23 protein-coding genes, 1 pseudogene and 1 riboswitch are annotated in these 22,475 nt (G+C 39.7%); of the genes and pseudogenes, 2 read left to right on the forward strand and 22 right to left on the reverse strand.

Annotation, left to right across the window (positions count from 1 at the left end; all coding sequences use genetic code 11):
- Window positions 1–66: 66 nt before the first annotated feature.
- The 3 genes from G6R02_RS15180 to ribD all read right to left on the reverse strand — a co-directional run bounded on the left by G6R02_RS15180 (window position 67) and on the right by ribD (window position 3,356).
- A complete protein-coding gene (locus G6R02_RS15180; RefSeq protein ID WP_164670077.1) occupies window positions 67–1,416 on the reverse strand; it encodes an ISLre2 family transposase in 1,350 nt (449 codons plus the stop codon).
- A gap of 199 nt (window positions 1,417–1,615) precedes the next feature.
- Entirely contained in the window at window positions 1,616–2,266 is a 651-nt protein-coding gene (ribE, locus tag G6R02_RS15185) for a riboflavin synthase (protein WP_164670078.1), read from the reverse strand.
- Window positions 2,247–3,356, reverse strand: coding sequence for a bifunctional diaminohydroxyphosphoribosylaminopyrimidine deaminase/5-amino-6-(5-phosphoribosylamino)uracil reductase RibD (gene ribD, locus G6R02_RS15190; RefSeq protein ID WP_205520153.1), 1,110 nt, complete (start codon window positions 3,354–3,356; stop codon window positions 2,247–2,249). The genes ribE and ribD overlap by 20 nt, the downstream gene beginning before the upstream one ends.
- 143 nt (window positions 3,357–3,499) lie before the next feature.
- Window positions 3,500–3,647: riboswitch (FMN riboswitch) on the reverse strand.
- A 340-nt stretch (window positions 3,648–3,987) separates the two neighbouring features.
- On the opposite strand from ribD, the gene G6R02_RS15195 reads away from it, so the two are divergent.
- Window positions 3,988–4,965, forward strand: coding sequence for a DmpA family aminopeptidase (locus tag G6R02_RS15195; RefSeq protein WP_164670079.1), 978 nt, complete (start codon window positions 3,988–3,990; stop codon window positions 4,963–4,965).
- 172 nt (window positions 4,966–5,137) lie between these two features.
- On the opposite strand, the gene G6R02_RS15200 is transcribed toward G6R02_RS15195, so the two are convergent.
- From G6R02_RS15200 to G6R02_RS15280, 18 genes and pseudogenes are all read right to left on the reverse strand, one after another.
- Window positions 5,138–5,782 (reverse strand): VC0807 family protein, encoded by a 645-nt coding sequence (locus G6R02_RS15200; protein WP_164670080.1) that lies wholly within the window; start codon window positions 5,780–5,782, stop codon window positions 5,138–5,140.
- Window positions 5,775–6,530: a MerR family transcriptional regulator gene (locus tag G6R02_RS15205; protein WP_164670081.1), complete on the reverse strand. Its 756-nt coding sequence runs from the start codon at window positions 6,528–6,530 to the stop codon at window positions 5,775–5,777. The genes G6R02_RS15200 and G6R02_RS15205 overlap by 8 nt, the downstream gene beginning before the upstream one ends.
- Window positions 6,531–6,729: 199 nt before the next feature.
- Window positions 6,730–6,996 (reverse strand): annotated as a pseudogene (locus G6R02_RS20430) (DUF6933 domain-containing protein); the annotation flags it as partial.
- Window positions 6,997–7,092: 96 nt separating this feature from the next.
- On the reverse strand, window positions 7,093–7,746 hold the full coding sequence (locus G6R02_RS15210; RefSeq protein WP_164670082.1) for a transporter: 654 nt from the start codon (window positions 7,744–7,746) through the stop codon (window positions 7,093–7,095).
- A gap of 126 nt (window positions 7,747–7,872) precedes the next feature.
- On the reverse strand, window positions 7,873–8,154 hold the full coding sequence (locus tag G6R02_RS15215; protein ID WP_164670083.1) for a GNAT family N-acetyltransferase: 282 nt from the start codon (window positions 8,152–8,154) through the stop codon (window positions 7,873–7,875).
- Between the two features lie 50 nt (window positions 8,155–8,204).
- On the reverse strand, window positions 8,205–9,101 hold the full coding sequence (gene cyoE, locus G6R02_RS15220; protein ID WP_164670084.1) for a heme o synthase: 897 nt from the start codon (window positions 9,099–9,101) through the stop codon (window positions 8,205–8,207).
- A 211-nt stretch (window positions 9,102–9,312) separates the two neighbouring features.
- Window positions 9,313–9,672, reverse strand: a complete 360-nt coding sequence (locus G6R02_RS15225) for a hypothetical protein (RefSeq protein WP_246202582.1) — start codon at window positions 9,670–9,672, stop codon at window positions 9,313–9,315.
- A complete protein-coding gene (locus G6R02_RS15230) occupies window positions 9,669–10,229 on the reverse strand; it encodes a DUF6036 family nucleotidyltransferase (RefSeq protein ID WP_164670086.1) in 561 nt (186 codons plus the stop codon). Before G6R02_RS15230 ends, G6R02_RS15225 begins: the two co-directional genes overlap by 4 nt.
- Before the next feature lie 112 nt (window positions 10,230–10,341).
- Complete coding sequence (locus tag G6R02_RS15235) at window positions 10,342–11,739, reverse strand: tetratricopeptide repeat protein (protein ID WP_164670087.1); 1,398 nt, start codon at window positions 11,737–11,739, stop codon at window positions 10,342–10,344.
- 97 nt (window positions 11,740–11,836) lie between these two features.
- Window positions 11,837–12,415: a Uma2 family endonuclease gene (locus G6R02_RS15240; RefSeq protein WP_164670088.1), complete on the reverse strand. Its 579-nt coding sequence runs from the start codon at window positions 12,413–12,415 to the stop codon at window positions 11,837–11,839.
- Between the two features lie 80 nt (window positions 12,416–12,495).
- Window positions 12,496–13,242, reverse strand: a complete 747-nt coding sequence (locus G6R02_RS15245; protein ID WP_164670089.1) for a hypothetical protein — start codon at window positions 13,240–13,242, stop codon at window positions 12,496–12,498.
- Between the two features lie 21 nt (window positions 13,243–13,263).
- On the reverse strand, window positions 13,264–13,797 hold the full coding sequence (locus tag G6R02_RS15250) for a GNAT family N-acetyltransferase (RefSeq protein ID WP_164670090.1): 534 nt from the start codon (window positions 13,795–13,797) through the stop codon (window positions 13,264–13,266).
- 3 nt (window positions 13,798–13,800) lie between these two features.
- Window positions 13,801–14,214, reverse strand: coding sequence for a GNAT family N-acetyltransferase (locus G6R02_RS15255; protein ID WP_246202631.1), 414 nt, complete (start codon window positions 14,212–14,214; stop codon window positions 13,801–13,803).
- A gap of 105 nt (window positions 14,215–14,319) precedes the next feature.
- Window positions 14,320–15,708, reverse strand: a complete 1,389-nt coding sequence (locus G6R02_RS15260; protein WP_164670092.1) for a hypothetical protein — start codon at window positions 15,706–15,708, stop codon at window positions 14,320–14,322.
- A complete protein-coding gene (locus G6R02_RS15265; protein WP_164670093.1) occupies window positions 15,701–16,399 on the reverse strand; it encodes an ATP-binding cassette domain-containing protein in 699 nt (232 codons plus the stop codon). Before G6R02_RS15265 ends, G6R02_RS15260 begins: the two co-directional genes overlap by 8 nt.
- Window positions 16,400–16,561: 162 nt before the next feature.
- Window positions 16,562–17,458 carry a zf-HC2 domain-containing protein gene (locus G6R02_RS15270; RefSeq protein WP_164670094.1) on the reverse strand — a complete coding sequence of 299 codons (897 nt, stop codon included), beginning with the start codon at window positions 17,456–17,458 and terminating at the stop codon, window positions 16,562–16,564.
- Entirely contained in the window at window positions 17,448–17,951 is a 504-nt protein-coding gene (locus G6R02_RS15275; RefSeq protein WP_164670095.1) for an RNA polymerase sigma factor, read from the reverse strand. The genes G6R02_RS15270 and G6R02_RS15275 overlap by 11 nt, the downstream gene beginning before the upstream one ends.
- Before the next feature lie 203 nt (window positions 17,952–18,154).
- A complete protein-coding gene (locus tag G6R02_RS15280) occupies window positions 18,155–20,389 on the reverse strand; it encodes an MMPL family transporter (protein ID WP_164670096.1) in 2,235 nt (744 codons plus the stop codon).
- A 128-nt stretch (window positions 20,390–20,517) separates the two neighbouring features.
- Between G6R02_RS15280 and G6R02_RS15285 the strand changes: the two genes are divergently transcribed.
- Window positions 20,518–21,156: a TetR/AcrR family transcriptional regulator gene (locus tag G6R02_RS15285; protein WP_164670097.1), complete on the forward strand. Its 639-nt coding sequence runs from the start codon at window positions 20,518–20,520 to the stop codon at window positions 21,154–21,156.
- A 163-nt stretch (window positions 21,157–21,319) separates the two neighbouring features.
- Here the strand turns inward: G6R02_RS15285 and G6R02_RS15290 are convergent, their stop codons facing one another.
- Complete coding sequence (locus tag G6R02_RS15290) at window positions 21,320–22,165, reverse strand: hypothetical protein (protein ID WP_164670098.1); 846 nt, start codon at window positions 22,163–22,165, stop codon at window positions 21,320–21,322.
- Window positions 22,166–22,475 lie beyond the last annotated feature (310 nt).

The following is a 22,475-nucleotide window of genomic DNA, read 5'->3' on the forward strand; positions in this document are numbered from 1 at the left end:
TTTAGCTCCAATTTTGATAGCGTTTTCACGCCTATGTCTTTGCGCATGTTGATGCTATTTTGCTTTTTAAATTCCTCTCAATCCTTTTAAGGCATCTGTAACTGGTTTTCCTAAAGCCTGTTTTAAATAACCCATGTTGTTACGCGTTGCTTCTGCAGCACTGTCTCTTAGCCTCTCTACAAAGTGTTTAGGCGGCTTTTCTTTTTTGTTTTCCTGTGTTAATTCCTCTGTCTGCTCAAGTATCCCTTGTAGCGTTTTAATCTCCAGTTTATCTTTCAAAGCAACCATAATATCAATGAATTTATCAAGTCCTTTATCACTCCAGCTACGCCCGTTTTTAAGCCGTTTAGCGAAAACGCTCATTGTTCCTTCCGCGCTCCCCATTGGACGAAATCCTGTTGTGTCTATGCCCTTTTCTTTTAATTTTTTGCGATAATCTCCCAGCGCTTCCGGATATTGAGAAAGCTGTGCTATTAGCTCTTCCAGCCGTTCTTCCTTCTTTTCATTATCAAGCGTTCCTACAGCGCTATTTAACTCCACCATGAAACCTTCCCAGTCATATTTTGCTAGTTTCTTCCGAATGGAACGATATCTTGAATGATCCCGAAATATACGTTGCACATCCCGGGCAACATGAAAACGATCAATGACAAAAGTCGCATTATGACGGAAATAATCTCGGCAGGATGTGATCCACTTTGCTCCATCTCCATTGATAACGAGATGATGTTTGGTAGGATCGTACTCGTAAGTCGTCATTAAATACTGTTCGAATTCCTCCCAAAACGGCTGTTTCCCTTCATGAATAAAATGTCGCTTTTCCATTAGTTTTGCCCGTTTACCATTCATTTCCCAACCCTGGTGTACACTGGCTATCTTAATTTCTCTGCCTTTTTTATTTTTCTCCTGACTTTTCGTATAAAGCCCGTCAACCTCCACAAATACAACATCATTCACAAGTGATACGGATTCTTCCGGAACTACCTCCGTATTCAAAAGCTGTTGACGTATGCCTTCATGACTAATCACAGGATATCCCAAAAGCTTCTCCATCGCCTTACCAGCCTGTCGATAGGAAACGCCTGTCACAGCCAGTTCAATAGCCAAATCCTGCACCATTGGACTCATTCCTTTTGTACCGTCAAAGGATAAATATTGATCCAATAAATAGACGTAGGCTCCGGTTTCCCTATCCTGATAATAATTTCTTTTCAGTTCCACTTGTCCAAAGACTGATTGAAACTTTAATGTTCTTTTATCCTTGTAATAAAATCGTTGTTTATCCCTTCCCTTAGCAATTGCCTCATCTAATTCCTTAAGGGTCTTTGCCATCTCCTGGGAAAAGCTTTCCTGCAAAGCACGATATGTAATTTTTTCTAATTCTTTCATAGTTAGCGTAGATATGATATCTTTCATTTGAGGACCTCTTTCTATAGTTGTTGTTGTAGGAAACTTAACTATACAAAAGAAGGTCCTTTTTTTCATTAAAAATGTCTTAAAAGACTACCGCGCTCCGCTTGCTGGCCTCATTTTTGGTGTTGAAGTCTTACGACTTCAACACCAAAAATGAGGTATATGTTCTCCCATAAACATTTTACTCTAACTTCCACTTCCTTTAAAAAAATCCGTTATTTTTTAGAAAAGCCTGGTTAATTCCATCTTTTTGATTGGTGTCTATCTGATTAAGCATATTATGAACATGTTTTGCGAGCATATCACATTCAATATTCACCATATCGCCCTCTTCTTTCCCGCCAAGAATCGTTTCCGATACAGTATGTGGGATAAGTGATAGCGTAAATGTATTTTGCCCAACATCGAATACAGTCAGGCTGATACCATCAACGGCAACCGATCCTTTCAACATCAGATATTTCATCAGTTCTTCCGGAATTTCAATATCATAATAAATGGCATTTTCCTGTTTTTGTTTTCGGGTAATTTTGCCGACGCCATCGACATGTCCTGAAACGAAATGACCACCAAAACGTCCATTTGCTGCCATCGAGCGTTCCAGATTTACTTCAGACCCTTCCGTTAACGCATTTAAGGAAGTCGCCTTGATTGTTTCCGGCATGACATCCACCTGGAATTCGTTTGCTGAATGATCCGTGACAGTCAGGCAAATCCCATTGACCGAAATACTGTCACCAACATGAACATCTTCCAGTACTTTCGTCGAACCAATTGTCATTTCCACCGACTGCTCGGAAACGTGGTTCATATTATTGACGATACCTTTTTCCTCAATTATTCCTGTGAACATCTGAATCGTCCTTTCGCGGGTCCGCAATAATCTTAATATCTTCATCAATCATCTCAACATGCTTGATATCCATCGATAAACTGTCTTTCATATAGTCAATACCATCTCCACCTATTGAGGTTGGAGCGGTTTTGCCGCCGATAAGCTTTGGTGCCATATACGTTATAAGCTGATTAATCCGCCTTTTTTCCAAAAAGGAACCGTTTACAGATGCCCCGCCTTCCACAAACAGCGACATGATTCCTTTGCTTCCCAAGTATTGCAAAACAGCATCAACATCCATTTGCTCAAGCTGGACAACTGCTACACCATTCTTTTGATTATAATGTGCAATTTCCTGCTCCGTTACTTCCTGGCCGGTAACAATCCAAGTTTCTGCTTGCTGATCATTTAAAACAACTGCATCCAATGGTGTCCTTAGGTTTGTATCCAAAATAATTCGTATCGGGTTTTTCCCGCCATTCAGAAGCCGCGTTGTCAGGCTGGGATTGTCAGCCAGGACGGTGTTTACTCCGACGAGAATCGCATCATGGGTATGTCGGTAATGATGAACATCAAGACGTGCAGCCTCACCAGTAACCCATTTACTGTCACCTGTATGTGTCGCCGTTTTCCCGTCCAGACTAACAGCAGATTTCATGGTGACATACGGTGTTTTCGTTTGGGTATAATGGAAAAACATCGCATTGGTTGTTTCAGCCTTAGCCTGTAAAACACCCAATTCCACTTCTATCCCGGCTGATCGCAGTTTCTCAATCCCGCGTCCAGCCACTTTTTCATTCGGGTCCATAACCGCGATGACTGCACGGCTAATCCCTTTTTCAATAATCAGATCAGCACATGGCGGTGTTTTTCCATGATGACTGCACGGTTCAAGTGTGACATATATCGTTGCACCTTTTGCCTTCTCTCCCGCCATATGCAGCGCATGTATTTCCGCGTGCGCCTCACCTGCTTTCAGATGTGCTCCAAACCCGAGTATCTCGCCATTTTTCACAACGGCAGACCCGACTGGAGGATTGGGACTTGTCTGACCGGAAACAGAACGGGCAAGATCTAAAGCAAATTGCATATAGTTTTCATCGTTCAATACATTCTCCTCCCTTTTTCCAATTAAAAAAACCTCTGAACACTCTTCAGAGGCGTAAGGGCAGAATTTTTATAAGTTTTTCGCATATCAAAATCAGTAACTAGGTATGATTAATACACGCATACCAATGCGAACTACCTGAAAAATCCCTTCTCCCATCCAGACTATAACTGTCGGTTCCGGAGTTGCACCAGATCCACCGCTTGGTAAAGAAACCGCACGGGTCACGGACTAAGAAGCTTGCACTTCATCACCGTCGATTGGGAATTTCACCCGACCCCGAAGGAATATTGCGTATTTAATTACAGTTATAGTATAGCACCGATTTTTTCAGAAATGCAAAAATGCGGCTTGAAACCCGCCTCTGTATAACTATAATCGTATGAGAGGCGTGAAAAGTGGCATGAAAATTTTTTTGTGGAATAATGCCACTTTTTTGGGGTGAGGTTCGATTATAGATATAGAAGGGAATATGATTTTTCACGATTAACTTGCAGGAAACCGAACTTGGAATGCCGAAATACTATTTGGAGAAGATTATCTGCGCTCAGGTGATATTTCTTGTCCCAGAGAATTTCCCTTCTCGACTACGATCGGACTAACATTATTTATAAAATAAGGGGTGCTATCAATGCAACTGCCAAAAGGAAAAACTAACTGTATCACCGATGTCGAAGGTGTAAAAGTCGGACATGTAACATTATATGAGAAAATTAACGAACAAAAAACTGTTTGTACCGGAGTGACTGCTATCCTGCCACACGACAGCAATCTTTTTTATAAAAAAATACGGGCAGCAAGTTCAGTCATCAACGGCTATGGTAAAACTGCCGGCCTCGTGCAGGTTGACGAGCTGGGACTGCTGGAATCACCAATCATGCTGACAAATACATTCAGTGTCGGCGCTGTCTGGCAGGGAACCCTCCAGTATATGCTTGATACAAATCCGGAAATCGGTAATACAACAAGCTCACTTAATGTTGTCGTCGGGGAATGCAATGACAGCTATTTGAATTCGGTACGGCTTCAATCTGTAAAGCCGGAGCATGCCATTCAGGCGATCAAAAATGCCAGTGATAAACCTGTTGAGGAAGGGGCTGTTGGAGCCGGGAAAGGAACCGTCTGCTTCGAATATAAAGGCGGGATTGGAACGGCGTCACGTGAAGTTGAAGAATATACAATCGGCTGTCTTGTGTTGAGTAATTTTGGCAAGCGGGAGGATGCTCTGTTCGCGGATTTCGAGAAAATAAAAATGGAAACTCCAGATGGATCCATCATGATGATCATCGCAACTGATGCGCCACTTTATGACCGCCAGTTAAAACGCCTTGCCAAACGATGCACAGCCGGACTGGGCAGAACCGGAAGCATTATTGGTCACGGCAGCGGTGATATTGCAATTGCGTTTTCAACTGCCGAGACATATGAGCATCAAGCTGAGTCACCTGTCGAATCAGTGATGTTTCTTCGGGACGACCAGCCTGTAATGAATAAGCTGTTCCAAGCAGTTGTTGAAACAACCGAGGAAGCCGTTATCAATTCGCTGCGCAATGCTGAGACAACAGAAGGGCGGAAAGGACGCGTCGTGGAAAAAGCGCCATTGGAGTGAAAACGTTGAGCCGGTGTTTGACGTACCTTTCATGTCAAACACCAGTGTGCATTATAGTGGTCCCATATCAACTTTGGCGTTTTTGGACAAAACTCTGGCGATTTCATTTCAATCTTTGGCGTTTTCGCATCAATCTTTAGCGATTTTGAGCTAAACTTTGGCGATTTTAAAATCACACCGATTCCGACTGTTCCGCACCCTGCATCTTTTCTAAATATTTACGGATTGGAACACTAGTATAGAAGAACCCAGCAGTAATTAACAACCCAAAAAACCAGCCGCTTATTTGCCGGTATATCAACATCTGCTCATATCCATCTACTCCATATTTCTGAAGCAGCCATGTTTTTAAGCCGGCCATGAATAATCCGCGTACAATAAAGATAACTTGTATCAACTGAAACCACATAAAAATACCTTTTTCGTAGTATAAAGAGGTGCTATTTTTTCTTGGATATCCTTGCAAGTACATAGCATCCACTGCAAAATACAATGCAAGCGGACGCCTGAAGATCAGCGCAATCAAATGAACCAGCACATAGAAGAGTCCAAGATAAATCCCATTCCACAACATCTGTTCAGCCGAGCCGGACAAAAGGTCGACTGTTGTACCAATGAACAAAGAACCAATTATAAAAAATCCGCCAATATTAAATTCCCGTTCGACTATAAATCGGTAAATGGTATAGATAAAGCCCGGGATAGTCGATATCAGCATAGCTGGATAATCACCCATCAGATCCCTGCCATATCTCCAGATGATAAATGGCAGTGCAGCATAACAGATAATGTCGAGGATAATCAGTTTTTTATTCATCTGCTTCACCTGCTTTGGCCCAGGTGTACTCCATAGCCGCTTCAATAAATTGAACGATTCTTTTTTCTATGTTAATCATACCAATATTTTCCACATCATGATACTGAATGTCCCAAAGCTTTTGTGCCAGTTCCCATTCACCATCATACATTTCATAAACGAGCGCTGACCATCGTTCTGCAAATTTTTGCCCTTCCGGAGATTCAGGGGATATGCCTTGTTCCAGTGCCTTACGGATATCATTTAATAAATAGGACCATCCACTATTAAGCTCCGTATTCCCACCTAAATTGGACATGTTCGCCAATTTTTTTTGTTCTTCCGGTGTTAAATATTTTTTTCTATTATCAAGAATTTCCTTCCAGTTTAAAAATGATTGTTTAAACGTACCGAAAAGTTCCTCCCAATTTTCATGTCCGCCGAATTCCATAATCTGCATTGCCAATTGGATCGTTCGTTTATTTTTCTCCAGTTCCTGAATCTCGGAAGTTATCATTTCCAAGCGCATTTCTAATAATTCTTTCGGTGATGCTTGCTGATTATCCATAATCTCCCTGATTTTTTCCAGTTCAAAACCAATCTCTTTCAACGTTAATATGTAATGGAGTTTCGCAAATGCTTCTTCATCATAATATCGATGTCCGCCTTCACTGACATATGCAGGCTTTAAAATACTAATTTCATCATAATACCGAAGTGCCCGGACCGTTGTCCTACTTATCCGTGCCAACTCTCCTATTGAATACAAACCAGTCACCTCCATGGCCGCTTGGTTTGTATTATACAATATGACGTTACGTAAGATTCAAGGTATTATCTAATTTCATTTAACAGGATATGAAATTCGAAGAGGTAAACTTTAGCAACCTTTAGCGTTATTCCCTGATGCTTTAGCGATATTGAATCAATCTTTAGCGTTTTCCAAAAAAAGATTACCCCTCATCCATTCAAAGGGTAATCTCCTTCTCTAATGCACTTTCCATTGCTTTAATCGGATAGGTTTCCGGCAATTTCAGCATAACGGTTTTACTATTAAAGCGATTCATCTTATCAATATCCTCAAGCCCGTCTCTAGATTCAACAATATACCTCGTGTCGAGGATTACTTGATTTAATTGTGCAATAATCGCCCGGTCAGTTGTCGGGCCGTAATTAACCGTGTCACAATTCTCCAGATACGCCTCGACAACTTTTTTGTCAAATCCATCAGCAAGTAAATTTTCCCTCTTTGGACAATTTCATGTTCAGTTGTTCGGACAGCTTTTTCGTACATTGAACCTGCAACATAAAGTTACCGCCTCCTGACATTATTATTGTTCTTTTGATTTTAATTCAGATTGTTCATCTATATCAGAACCACGTCTATGTTTAAACCGCTTATAAAATACCTCTGCCCGATGGAATACCCATTGCAGCGCCAACCCTTGAATTCCAATTCCCATAATAGATATACCGGTTAAAATCCAAATTGAAACCTCATTTTCGATTACAAAAATCTGATGACCAAAAAATAATAAATAACCGAAAATGACAAACAGTGCATCAAAATAAGTGCTTACAGAGCTTTCCAGATTCCATATAACAATGGAAGCTATAACCAGTAATGATACAAATACGGAAAGAATTAATGTCTTGGATTGGAAAGTCAATTTTTCCAAATATGGTGTAATATAGTATTTGGTAATTGTTTTGATCCGGAACAAATAGATAACACGGACGATTCTGGCAACCTGGAAAAACTGATCAAACGGAATGACAGCGATTAATAAAAATGGGTTTTCTTTAATGAATACCCACTTTTCCCTGGCAGTAAAAAACCGGACAACGAAGTCGATAAAAAAGGCTCCCCATACTATCCAGTTAATCGTTGAGTTATAGGTATCTTCCGTCCATAACGTTATAATTGTTACCATAACGAGCAGGATCATAATCATCTCGTATACTGTTTTCAATATTTTTTGCATTGGAATTCCTTCTTTAATCATCTCTTACTCTATTATATTGAAAAAGCAGAGAAATGTAATCCCTTCACAACGAAAAAATGGAGGCGACCACTCCTGCTTGCGGTCAGCCTCCACCTATATAGTATTTTAATGTTCAACGAGCACACCCTGATATTCCGGAGTGTTTTTAATTTTCTTTTCCGCATATGGACATGTCGGATTGATTTGTTTTCCTTCTTCTCTTGCATAATTAACAACTTTTTCAACCAGTTTCCCGGCAACACCCTGTCCGCGAAGCTCGTCTGATACATACGTATGGTCGACAGTCAGAACATTGTCACCTGATTGCTTAAACGTAATTTCGCCAAGCGGATTTTGTTCGTCCTCTCCAACATAAAATTTATTCTCACCTTTGTTAATCGTTGTCATATAAATTGCCTCCTTTTTATAATCGCTTTCCCGCTGCACAAAAGATTAATCTATCCAGCTAATGGTATTGTCACAATGATTGCCGCAGCAAAGATAATCATCAAATAATTAACGGAAACCAAAAACATTTTGCGCGCCCATTTCAAATCATTCTTGGCAAAAAATCCACTGATTGCCAGTGCCAGATACCCGATATTAAGCACGGTTGCAATCACAACAAACGCTGTACCAAGTGAAAATAAATAAAACGGAAGTGGCAGCAGACAAGCTATATAAACTACCATTTGACGTTTGGTAACTTCCATACCATGGATTACCGGTAGCATGGCAACATTTGCCGCTTTATATTCATCAAATTTCCGGATGGCTATCGCAAATGTGTGCGGCATCTGCCAGAGGAAAATTATGAGTGCCAATACAATTGGTACAATATGTGATGCTGGTTCCAATGCAGCCCAGCCGATTAGCGGCGTCACTGCACCGGAAATACTGCCGATCACCGTATTCAGGGTGTACCGGCGTTTCGACCACATTGTATAAGGAACAACATAGGTAAACCATCCGATAAATGTATAAAAGACCGCTTCAAGTGTCGTAAATGATAACAGCATAAAGCCCAATACAGTTGCTGTTATCCCAATCCATAGTACAGCACGGAGCGGAATAGTCCCCGTAACCGTCGGACGTGATTTGGTCCTGTCCATTACGGTATCAATATCGACATCATACCAGTTGTTGATGACAAGTGCTCCCGCCATTACCAGCGAACTTCCAATTATCGTATATAAAAACGTATCTATATGCGCTGTAAAAGATGACTCTGTAAAATATAAGGCCAGCCAAAAACCCGCAAATACAGGTACGGCATTGGCGATCAAAACGATTAGTTTAAATAAAGACTTCAAATCAGTCAGAAGTGATGCTTTGTCCGAAGCGTTGTTGTCCATTCCAATTCATCCTCGTTAGAAAACTTGGCTTATCGCCAAGCCTTAATGGCGAAAGCCTTAGTAGCACTTATGCAGTAAGAAAGTAATTATACTTTATTAACTGCAAAAAAATCTTCTTTTATTATTGTAATAGTTTATAGACAAATTTGTAAGTAGAATGAATTGGAAAAGCGAAGCAGGCCCTGTTTTAATTTTACACCTTATTTAAAAGCTAAACCGGCTTCAATGTTTCTTCATCAAAAAATACATTGCGACACGCAAATTCTCTCGGAGCAGATATGATTCTTTTTACACGTGCGATACTCCCGTTCTCCACACCTGGCGTGTATGGTTTGTCCAATTTCAATTTTGCTGAAAAAACCCAATTATATAATGTTGCACCCTGTTTCCGATTGCTGACATACTCCGCGACTGCAGCAACTATAGTCAATTTTTCCCGATCTTCCAGGCTGAGTGCATCTATCTCCCGCTCATCAAAATCCAACCCCTCAAAATGTTTTTGGTAATCAGAAGAATACAAATCAATTAATAGATTGGTTAATGCAAAATTAAAATCAGTTGCTTGTATCAAACGGTAAACTCTTTCCATGATTTACCCAGATCCTTTCCAACATAGTTCAGGAACATTTTTTGTCGATCACGCAGGAATTTCCTGCCGAAATACGTATCAAAAACATCCAGTACCTGCTCAAGTGTTTCAAGTCCGAGGAATTCTATTAAGTACTCCACATCAGCAAAGTCCTTGAATGGCTCCGCTCTCGATGACATTATTTTCATCGCCAGCATCTGCTCCGGACTGGGGGCGAAGACTTTGAGGTGATTGTACGTATATAATTCTTTCAAATTCTCTTTTTTAACATATTTCAGTGGTTCCCTAATATCCTGATTAATCCAGTCTTCAGCTAATCCATATGTTTCAGCGATGTCAGTCAATATAGTTTTAATCTGCGGGGAAGTTTCAAATATTGCATCAATATCTTTTGTTGCCGGTCTAACATCGTAGCAGGCCATCATTACCGTACCGCCATATATGCTTAATGACAAGTTGAGCATATTTTCTCTGAGTCTTTCATCAAGTACATCCAAAATTTCCAAAAATAATTCATTTGTTATTTTTCCCGCACTCATCCAGACACATCCTTTATCACTAATCGTACAAGATCTTTGCGATATCCTTACTCCCATTATAACAATAATAATCAGACATAGCATTTATGATGAGGGTAAATAACTCCTTGCGTTAGGCATGTTTCTGCAAATTAATACACAACTGCTGATAGGCTTCTGATTCGTGTTTTTTGCCCATTTCACGGTAGATTTTGGATAACCATTGCAAAGGCTTTGGCTGCGTTGGCTTCAATTCCATTTCCCAGCTGAAGCAGTCAATCGCTTTATCCAGCTGCCCGAATTCATAAAACAACTCGCCAAGTGTCTGCATCTGGTCCAGGTCGTCACTCAGTTTATCCATGGTATCTATTTTTCTAATCAACTGTTGCGCTTCAGGTGATTTTTTGAAAGGTTCAAGCCATTGGTTGACGTACGCCGGCTCGTGCGTTTTTAGTAAGGAAGTAACAAATTTATAGAGAAGTGCTTTTGCCTTTTCGGGGTATTCATCAATAATTGGACTTAGCAATGCAGTAAGCGAGTCCGGATTAAGCCAACCGGCATCCGTATCTAACTGTTCCAGTACATTACCAAGGGTGGAAACTTGTGCTTTACTGAGGGTGAGCTTATTTTGACGCATCATGTGTGATACGTTTTCAATTTTGTGGGAGTTCACATAGATGTTAAACAAATCCTGTTTAAGTGGAGGAAATGATGATAACCGGGAATCCAGCTTCTCCAGTATGCTTACTTTATCATCATCAGTTACATGCTGCTCCAGTATGCTGATAAGGGAAATGTAATAATCCTCTGCAGGTGTCTGTGTTAGTTTGTAGCAATACAAGGCAATTAAATCTATCCAACGGGAGTCTTTTTCGAGTAGTTCTTTCAATTGATTAAAGGATTGATCGCTATCCTTCCGTGCATAGAGGATTTTTTCGGCAAAAATCGGATCTTTTTCGAACAAGTCCTCGGACTTCTCTTTATACAGGTTGGCATAGTTCTGGAACATTGAATCGCCGGAAAGCTCTTTTACCAAACTGTGATTCGGAGCAAAACCCATTAATATACGGATAATCCGATAGCCCAGAAAGCCCTGTCCATTACGGCGGTACACATAAAAGATTGATTTTATTTCATGAAATAATGTTTTTTTCGGGATAAACGATTCAAAGAAGGTTAGGATAAATGCTTTTTCCTGGGGAGTATAATGCTTTTCCAGCATTTTCAATAATGGCTTGAAACTGACAATTTTGCAGGGGTGATTCTCGGAAAGCAGTGTGTTAATGAACGGATGTGGTGCGTCAAAAACCTGGCCTTGTTTAAAAGCGTGCGCAATATATGAACGTCGTCTTATTCGTTTTGCTTTTGCTGCAGTAAGGAATTGATTTTTGTAAAAAAACAAATAGTACAGTTCGTTATTTTCACTTATCACTTCGATAAATTTACCCTGACGATAAAACGCAACACGTTCTGCCTGGAGGCGGATTGGTTTTTGTTGTTGGTCAAATAGTAAAAAATGATTTTGATCCATCATAATCTCTCCCCTTAGCTTTTTTTACAACTATAACATAAATGAACGTAATAACTCACATTCAGTATAAAGGTGTATACACTTGGGCTCAGCTGATTTATGAAGAAAAGACCATTTTCAAATCCACAGTCAATCCACTAAGCGTAGATGCTGTAACATGATCCTCTTCTGCGTATAAATTCGGTCGGCCATATCGCTGATTTTTTTGAAGCGTGAAAACACTAATAATTTTTTCCTGGGGCTCGACAATCCAGTATTCTTTAACACCAGCCTGCTCATATTTATTAAATTTTTCAATCTTATCTTTTCGGGCAGTTGCAGGAGAAACGATCTCGATTATCATATCCGGACTGCCTATGCAACCACGGTCATCAAGTTTTGCTTTATCACAGATGATACTAATATCAGGTTCAAATACGTTATGGCTGTCCTTTTCATTCTCAATATCTTTCTCAAGGTCCAATACAACATGAAATGGTGCCGGGTAAACCTCGCATTCTTTTCCGACTAGAAAATTCGCAATTTGTCGGTGCAACTCTGATAGTGTTTTTTGATGAATCCTTGAAGGAGCGGCTTGCAAATAAGGAATTCCATCAAAAAGTTCCACTCTCTTATCCTCTGACCAGGCTAAATAATCAGCATACGTATATATCCGTTCTCCTTTTGGTAATGACACTCAAATCACCCCACAGACTCCAAAGAATTATTATTCTCATTATATCACTTTTTAATGAGACATGGGGAAAGGCTGTCTCACTAATATATATTCAGTGATTCCACAAGAAATGCTTTCTTAAAACCCGATCTTTTGTTAATTCTTTCAGCCCATTCCTCGATAGTCACCAAAGGTTCTTCTTTAAATAACCCCTCACTTGTACTTAGATAGCTCTTCCAATTGTTGAATTCCCAATGGGCAATTTCGTCTTTATATGGTATTCTGCATTCCAAAAGAGGGTGAGACTTAATTTTATTCTGAGAGTATTCAGCAGCTTTCAGGAAATCGGACATATCAATTGGTTCCGTATCGTACGTCTGACTGGAGACTTTTCCATTCGGTCGATGGTACAAAATTTCTACTTCTCTGCTTCCCGGACACACCTGAATTTCTGCAGCTGGAAAATAGCCACCTAACTTTTCATTTGTATAATTTTCACTTTCTGCATCTATTAAAATAGGCTGCAGCCACTGATCCCCCAAATCACACAAAAACCGTTTTCCCTGTTCATCTACAGCTATCACCGCCACGTGTGCATCCTCCGTTTGCAAATCATGCCCAATGGGATAAGCCTGTATCCCATCTTTCGTAAATTCATCATGGAGCCATATAGCTAAGTCAAAGCAATTGCCCGAAACACCATACTTGCTTCGATGCGCTTTCATTAAGGACACATCCCTTTGCCTCTTACCGCTCGAATTATGATAAATCCATACGTTCGTTAATGTATCCATTGGAAAGTCATCAAATTTTCTCCAAGTGAAAAGTATCGATTCCGGCGCTTTCATTACGTCACCCGCTTTGGTCTATTATCTTCTAAACGCACTCTGCAGAATTCCCATATGTATAATGTCATGCCATTCACCATTTCTGAATAAGCTTTGCCGTGATTTGCCTTCATGCTGAAAGCCAATTTTTTCATAGAGTTTGATTGCTCTTTCATTAAATGAAAATACGCTTAACGATAGCCGGTGCAAATTCATTTCAAGAAAGGCATACTCCAACAACAGATTCATTGCTTCTTTTCCGTATCCTTTTCCCCAATAATCCCGTTCGCCAATATCGATAATGCATTCCGCGTTACGATTTTTATAGTCTATATTAATGAGCGAGGTGATCCCGATTGGTTTCTCTGTTTCTTTTTCCTGAATGACATAACACTTGGAGGACTGACTTCCGATAATCGTATTTGTTACAAACACTGTTGTCGACTCAAGTGAATGCATGTCCAAAAAAGGATTGGTTGACTGCATAACCTCCATGTCGTTTCTCCATTTATGATAGAGTTCAACATCATCGGAGATCATTTTTCTTAACTTAATCCTGGACGATTCAAAAAGCACTATTCAACACTCCTTTGATCTATTAATCTCGTATCTCATTTGTGGAAGCTGCCTATTATTGAAAACAGTAGAAGGTGTATCCCCGATATGAACAGCGCCCATATTTTCATAGAAGCCCTTTGCATAAGGATCACTGTCAATTAAAAAACTGGTAATACCTAAAGCCCAGGCTACCCTTATTACACCTTCCCAGAGAATTCCTCCAAAGCCCTTCCCGATATATTGCGTTCGCATAAAGAAGAAATCCAAACTGTATTCCTTGCCCTCATTCACCAAGGAAAAAAATCCAATAATGTCATTATCCTCTTCCAAAACGTAAACATGCTGGCCCTTGATATCCTCTTTGCTGATGGTCAGAGCCGCTTCACATGCTTTTAAAAAATCCGCATCATAATTCCAGTAAGCCTTTGATTCCATCGCGATGTTACTCAGGACATTCGCTTCCTGGACCAACGCCTGTCTTATATTTGCCAATCGTGTCCCCTCCATTCACGTACAGCATTGAGATAAGGAACCATTGTCTCAACTCAGAGAAAAGTTCACCTGTCTTTTCAGCAACAAAAGAACAACAATAAATCCAAATGCTAATACAGGATAGGTCCCACTGAACACAACAGCAATGAGAAATATTACCGCGATACCATCATCTATCTGAAAATAACGCGACTGTTTCGCCAACAGTGTCATTGTTTTGTTCACATTAACATGATAGATCAATAGAAACACACTCGCATAAAATACCAGTTTCACAGGAGTCCACATGGAAAAATTCAAAGCCTCGTTTACTACAATTGGAATCAGCACTAATCCTGCACCTGTCGCCACCCACTTAAAGTAGGATTTTTTAAATGATTCCAAATTCCATGGCAATACTTCCAAAATGTCTGCCTGCATCCTGTCTCCGAAGAAACTTCCCGCGATTGCAGCCAACACATAAATTGAAACCGCGATGCCAAGATGATAGATAAAATCAGACATAAAAACAAATACGATATTCATCAGTATAAGTACACCTATTACCTGGAATAGGAGCTGCAAATTTTTAGCCAGATAGATTCGCCACAATCTATTATGGATTGATTTATCTGATTGAAATGGCTTCTTCGCCCTTTTCGTGTTCTGAAAGATACTGAATGTCTTCTGCCGCTTAAACTTAGTCTGGGATGCCGCCGAAATCAGGAACATTTTCCATATCTGAAAATCATTCACTTCTGTTACCTTCGACCACTGAACCCGATCGAATATAGAACGTGAAAGCAGGTAATGATTAATTACGATAATCAGCACAAGCTGGGCCAAACCGACAAATGGTGAACCAGTCAATACGCCAACACTATTTATCGCAAGAACAGCCAAAAGCCATCCAACTTTAACCCAGAAACCCTTTTGAAACAGCACCCATTGCGGAACAGTCAAGATGATTTCATATAATAGAAAAATGGATACATATGCACTAACAATTGATGCGGAAATAGGAGTTAACAAAATTACCAGACTTGCAGCCGCAACTGATATCAGTAATCGCTTAATCAATTTTTCCAGAAATATATATAACCAGATTCTTCCCCTGCTGTATGGGAGAAGCGTCAACTGGTATTCCGTGCTGGAAAACAATACCCCCGGCTCACGGAAAGACTTGAAAATATAGCGAATCGGCAGAGCGGTCAAAATCAGCCAGAATCCTGCCTCAGCATTCGATTCTATAAATAAGAACTCTTCCTGAAAGCTATCCAGCGCATCGCCAAAGATAAATATGCTTGCAAATACATACCCGCCCAAAAGAACCAAATAAACGGCTGTTATTTTATCAACCATGACTTCCATGGCCATTTTGTTTATTTTTCTCTTTTTACGGAACCGGCTTTTCCGGATAAAATAATATGTACTGGCTTCATTTGTTCTCCTAGTCATCGACGGACCTCCGTTTGATTGTCTGAAAATCAGCTATCGGTCCAAGACTTTGTATCTTGCCATGCTGCAACATTATGTGATTTTCAGCAATATCCTTTACCCGTTCAAGCTGGTGGGAGGTCAGTAAAACACTTGTCCCGTTTTGCGCCTTTTCATGAATCAGTTCTTCCAAATATTCCATAGCGTAAATATCCAGCCCCATAAACGGCTCATCGATCAGCAGAAGAGGTGCATCGGGGAGCAATGCACAGATTGTCTGCACTTTTTGCCGCATCCCTTTTGAAAGAGCCTCCGGATATTCATCTAATTTATCCTCCAGCTCAAAACCGGGAACCAGCCGATTCAGCAAGTTTTGCATTTTATCTTCCGGAATTGCATAACTCATTGCATACAACTGAAAATGCTGCCTAACTGTTAATTCTGTCAAAAGCAACGGTTCTTCCGGCAAATAGGAGATCATTTGTTTAAAGGAGAGAAAGTCATCATCCTGGCTGTGTGTTTCGTTGATCCAGATTTCACCTTCTGACTTAGCCATAACCCCCATTATCGTTTTAAACAGTGTCGACTTGCCGGCACCATTATGACCAACAAGCGCTGTTACGGAAGAAGGCTTGATTTCAAATGTAATTCCATCTAGCAGAACGGCCTGATTCATTTCTGTCCGGAGGTTTTTAACCTGTAACACGTTCATATGTACTCATCCTCGTCTATATCTATATCAATCTTTTATACGTTTGAATATTAGGATTAGTTTCAGTTGTGGGCAGGGATACAAAAACTTATTCGCTTAACGCCGATGTTTTTTCAGCATTTGATGTAAATATTCCTTCGACTTTCCTTTAGGATCCAGAATCTAATCAGAAATCTTAGTTAATTTTACTGTTATATCCGTTTCTTCCTTAGACCAATTTGAAATATTGATGAATTCACCTTTTTTAACCGAAAAGGTATGAACCTTGGAGTCCTTTATGTCAATGCTCCGCTTATTTAAGGAATCCTCACTAAAGTTATCAATAGTTGTAAAAACATAAAAGGGAGTTTCTAAATCATTTAATACTTGTATTTCATATGTTCCTGGTTCAATTTCAATACCAGCTTGATATTTTCCAAACTTGTTATGGAACTTGTAGGTATTATTATTCATGGTTTCTTTTTGAAATTTAGCCGGCACTAGTTGTGCATATCCATTTCCTCTTACCGAAATAAGATTATTACTATAAAATTGTTTACCAACGTACTGTTGACCTTCACTTAAATGAATTCCACCGATATCAACATTACCTTCAACCGCTGCAATGTCATAGTATCCTGGCATAACATCTTTATGATTCACCTGATACGATTTTAAAATCGATGATTCAAGATTTACTTTTTCAGCAGGATTATCGTATGTATTTCGATTTTCAAATGTTAAAGGTATTGGCTGAACTCTGTTTATGATGAAATTGTTTGCATAAAATAGGTATCCTCCTAATAAGAAGCCTAGTATTGAGAATATGACTAAAATCGAACCAGCATTTATTATTTTCCTTTTTTTTATTCTATTTATTAACTGTTTTAAATTATATTCAGGAAGTTCTTCTACATTATGACTGCTAATAGACATATCATTTTTCATATCATGATACATTTGATTGCAATTTTCACATTCATCTAAGTGATTAATAACCAGTAAATTACTTTCATTACTTGTAACGTTATCAACATACAACGGTAATAAGTCCTGAATTACTTTACAGCTATTTGTCAAATTCTTCACCTCTCTTTATAATTTCTTTCAACTTATGCTTACCTCTATGAAAAGTAACTCTTGCCCAGTTCTCACTCTTAAGGAAAATATCCCCTATCTCTTTAAAACTCAGATCATTAAAACTACGAAGAATAATTACTTGATTATACGGCCAATTTAGTTGTTTAATTGATTGCAATAATAGCTGTTCTTGTTCTTTCATTTCCAATACCTTTGGAGGGGTTGAAAGATCAGCAGCATTTTTATCATTTTCGTTGAACTCACCATATATAGTTGGATTTTTTATTAAATGTTTATAATAAACGTTTTTTCCAATTTGATATAACCACGTTTTTATTGAAGAATTACCTTTAAATCGATGTATTGATTTGTACGCTTGATAAAATGTTTCTTGAACCAGCTCTTCCGCCAACAGTTGTTCTTTGGTTAGATGAAACAAGTAGTTGTATAATTCCTTGGGATATAGTCTGTATAGTTCAGTGAATTCTTTCAAAATCGCCCTCCCCCCTCGTATTGTTAGTACCTTTTTTAAAGCATTCGTTACAAAAATTAAAAGATTAGTCACTATTAAGTAACTAATCTTCGGCAGATAGTAAAAAATTCCTTCTTAGCAAAATTTTTAATTGGACAGCTAAATGTAAAAAGAGAAAGCAAATCAAAGACATAGCTTTGATTCACTTTCCCATCCTGTCATTTCTATTTTCCCTCATTATAGCCTTTCTCATGGGAGTTCTTCTTCCACAGCTTGCCGGGCCAAAAAGCAAACCTTCCAAGCACAGTTGTAATGGACGGGACAAGTAACGGTCTGACAACAAACGTATCCAGCAAAACACCAATTGCCATGACAATGCCGAATTGGACCAAAACCTGGAGCGGCATGACAGCCAGAACCGAAAAAGTTCCCGCCAGAATTAATCCTGCTGAACTGATTACACCGCTCGTTTGCCCAACGCCTTCCGAAATTGCTTGTTTAAGCGGCATTTTTTTACGATTTTTCCAGATGCTCGACATCATAAAAATATTGTAATCCTCACCAAGCGCTACAAGGAAAACAAATGCATATAGAGGAATTAATCCCTGCATGGCTGGTACGTCCAACCCATAATGAATAAGTAACCAGCCTATTCCCAGAGCAGAAAAGTAAGAAAGCAGAATTGTTACAATTAAATACAACATGGCCGTAATTGATCGCAAGTAGGCAAGTAAAAGGACTGCAATAATAATGAGTATCACCGGAATGATGATATTCTGATCCTGCTTTGTAACCTGTCTGGTGTCGTAGAGCGTTGCCGTTTCGCCGCCAATCCAGACATTCCCGTCAGCATTCGCAATTCCGGCCTCCTGGAGTTTTTTTGCCACAGCGTCTTTTATATCCGGTATCATATGAATCGCTTTTTCCGAGTAAGGATCAATTGCCAGTGTTAACTCATACGCCTGATAGTCCAGATTTTCTTTCCCGGTTTTTGGATCACTGACGGTTTCTGTAGTATCCATCGAGGCAAGTGCATGCTGAATGGATACATTTTCCCCTTCCGAATCAACAATTACCTGGACAGGGGCAACTTTACCTGGGGGATAGTGGTCCGCAATAACAGCAAACCCTTCCCGTGAAGGCATATCTTCTGGAAATGAATCAAGCAGCCCATATGTATAAGGTATTTTTGGAACGATCAATGCTGCGGCACCAAGAAAAAGGGTACAGACAACAATAATCAGCCATGGCCTCTCCGTTACCCACCTGCCGACTGCCTTACTGAACCAGCTCCTTGTTTTCGGATGCCGAACGGGTTTGCCCTTTTTCTCCTCCAATTTCCTTGCCATTTCTTCCGTGCGGGGAATAAATGGGAAAAAGGCTGTTCTGCCAAGTAATGCTAAAATGGCTGGCAAGAAAGCAATTACAGCAACTCCCATAATCAATATAGCCAGACTGAACGGTACGGCAAAACGGTCATAGGAGGCGTATTGTGCAAGGGACAACGTGAATAGTCCAATAAACGTTGTCATCGCACTCATCATGATTGCTCCACCGGAATGGGCGATCGCTTTTTGCAGTGCAGTATATTTATTAACCTCAAGCTGTAATTCATCACGATATCTGGAAATCAGGAATAAACAATAATCCGTCCCAGCACCAAATAACAATACAGTCATGATCGATATCGCCTGTGAATCAACCTCTATCCAGCCTTCCCGTGCCATAAATCCAAGCAGTGGACTAATGATTCCATAAGCAATCCCAACACTTATAAGCGGCACAACAGCCAATATCGGTGACCGGTACAACACAATTAATAGCACTAACACAAGTACGACTGTTGCGATTAATAATGTGATATCCGCCTGACTGAACAATTCGACGGCGTCAGTTTGAATGCCCACCGGACCGGTTAATCGTGTTTGTAATTCATCGGATGAAATCGCCCCATTAAACGTATTATTCCCAGCTATATTCGCTACATTTTCTTTCAATATACTCATATCCTGCTGCAACTCATCTGTTGACGCAGCTTTTTCAAAAAACACCGGCGTAATGAGTGCCTCTCCGTCATCGGAGGCCATCTGCTTCAGTGCGGCTGCAGGTGCCTTTCCAAGCGGCGGCACAAGTGACTGATGTGTGAGTGGATTGTCCGTTAACTCCTGATACACCGATTTGACAGTATTATAATCTGAATCCGTTAACCCATCATCACGATGCCACACCATCAGTAACGGAACACCATTGTTATCAGGAAACTGCTCCTCCATTAAGGCCGCTGCTTCATTCGACATGGCATCTTCAGGCAGCAAATTTTGTGAAGTGGTTGTCTCGCTGTTTACTTGCGGCCATGCAATTGTCAGAATACCAATAATCAGCACCCAAATCACCGGCGTTGCAAACCGGCTCTTTTTCCCTGCAACTGTTTTTCCCCATTTATATAAAAAATTGTCCATCCAATCTTCCTTCCCGTTCAATAAAAACCTGTTGATATTTCATAATTATATATACTGGTTAGTTAATTATCAACTGCCGAGAATTGTATGGTATAATTTTTAAAAGTAACGACAAGGAGCGAGCCATTTTGAAGAGGAAAAACGAACGTCAATTAGGTCGACCACGGGCAAATGACCTAACCCAGCCAACAAATGAATTTATTATCCAGACAGCTTCCCGTCTATTCCTGGAAAAAGGATATCCCAATATCTCCGTTGATGATGTTGCGAAAGCGTGCAACGTAACGAAAGCAACTATCTATTATTACTATGTCAGCAAAGCAGAATTATTTACCGAAACAATGGTCCAAATGATGATTCATATCCAGGAAAAAATGTCCGGCTATTTACAGGAAAACCTTCCGTTAAAGGCGCGGCTTATAAAAATAACAAATGCACACCTGCAAGCAACTGTTGATATTGATATGAACGGATTAACAAAAGGAATGGAAAATGCGTTGTCAGCTGAACAACAGGAACGAATCCAGCAAGCTGAAGGGAATCTGTACCAGGCATTGGAAAGTGTGTTCATCGCGGCAATGGAACAAAATGAAATCCGTAAAATAAATCCACGTTTTGCCGTTCATGCATACCTCGCACTTATGAAAACAGGCAATGTCAATCGTGAACAAGATAAACTGTTTCCTTCAACAGACGAAACTGCTAATCAGATTGTGGAATTGTTTTGGCATGGAATCAGTCCGAATCATAAAATGGATGAAAACTGATTATGTGTATGGCATGAACAGTTATTAGTATTGGAGTATAATTTTTGAAAAGGTCAACAAAATCCAGAGTGGAAAATGATGACCTTTATTATTGTTTTCTGATGAAGAATGTTTATAAAATACCGCTATCACTTTTTTATCCATGGACTTGAATCCGCCTGGCTTAGTTTGTTTTTTTCTTATTTTCAAGTCTTTCTTTTAAATCCCTGAAATCTTCAACCACATAGGTTAAAGAAGATTGTTCGGCTATCGAAATACCTTTTTGAATAGATTTCTCGGCCTTATCCAATAAATTTGCTTTAATCTGAGCATCCGCAAGCGTGTACCAGTAGAACCAGGCATTCATTTGTGCCAGTTTATCTTTGTGAAATTTTTCAATAACAGGATAGTATTCAGAAAATAACCCTTCATCAAAAACTAATTGCTGACCATCCCATGTAAGGACATACACTAGATAAGTGTCGGCGACATACCTTTGCCAGACCGCTAATCCAATCCCATTATTGCTTAGAAGCTCCAACTTATGATAAGGAACTTCTGCTATCATTGTTAGAGAATTATTTTGCCATTGGTAAATCCCAAGTTGATTTCCGGCTGATGCACCAATCCTTACACCGAACAAGTACTCTTTCACCCCATCACCGGTAATATCAGCCAATCCCGAATAATCTAATCCGACACCTTGTATTTCTGCTTCCCATATTTTCTTCCATTCGTCATTGACTTTTTTTAAAATAATTGCACCGTGCTGTGATGGAGAAGGTTGTTCCTCCGCTTTCAGTTCATAGGTAAAAATAATTTCTTCGCTTCCGTCATCGTCAAAATCATACAGCTGAAGCAGTTCAGTTGAAGCAGGCTGTTCAGGACTTACCAGCGTTGCGTTTGCAGGTATAAACGCATTGATCATTTCGATAAGGTCCTTATTGCGTTTTTCTTCGGCACTAGTGGACATTGCGATCAAGTTCAACATCACGGTCATCATTAGGGATAAAAAAATTACTTTTCTCATCTATAATCCCCTTTCCTGAAATATCATGGATTATTGTTCCCTATATTGCGTCGGATATTGGTTGTTATTATTTGCAATGTATAGACCAAAAATTAAACATGATTAGAAAAACCTTTTAAAAAGTTTTGAATTACAGTTTCTAAGATCATCCCATACTATTGCCTAGTGCGGAATGCGATTCTCTTATTTATTCCATACTCTCCTGTAAATCAATCATTTCTTCAGCAAGAAGTCTTATTCGCCTATCAACATCTTTATCAATAATTTCATTCAAATCATTAAACGAATCATTATGAAAAAATATTTTATT

Origin of the sequence: Virgibacillus doumboii (assembly GCF_902806455.1) — a bacterium.
Classification (GTDB): domain Bacteria; phylum Bacillota; class Bacilli; order Bacillales; family Amphibacillaceae; genus Lentibacillus; species Lentibacillus doumboii.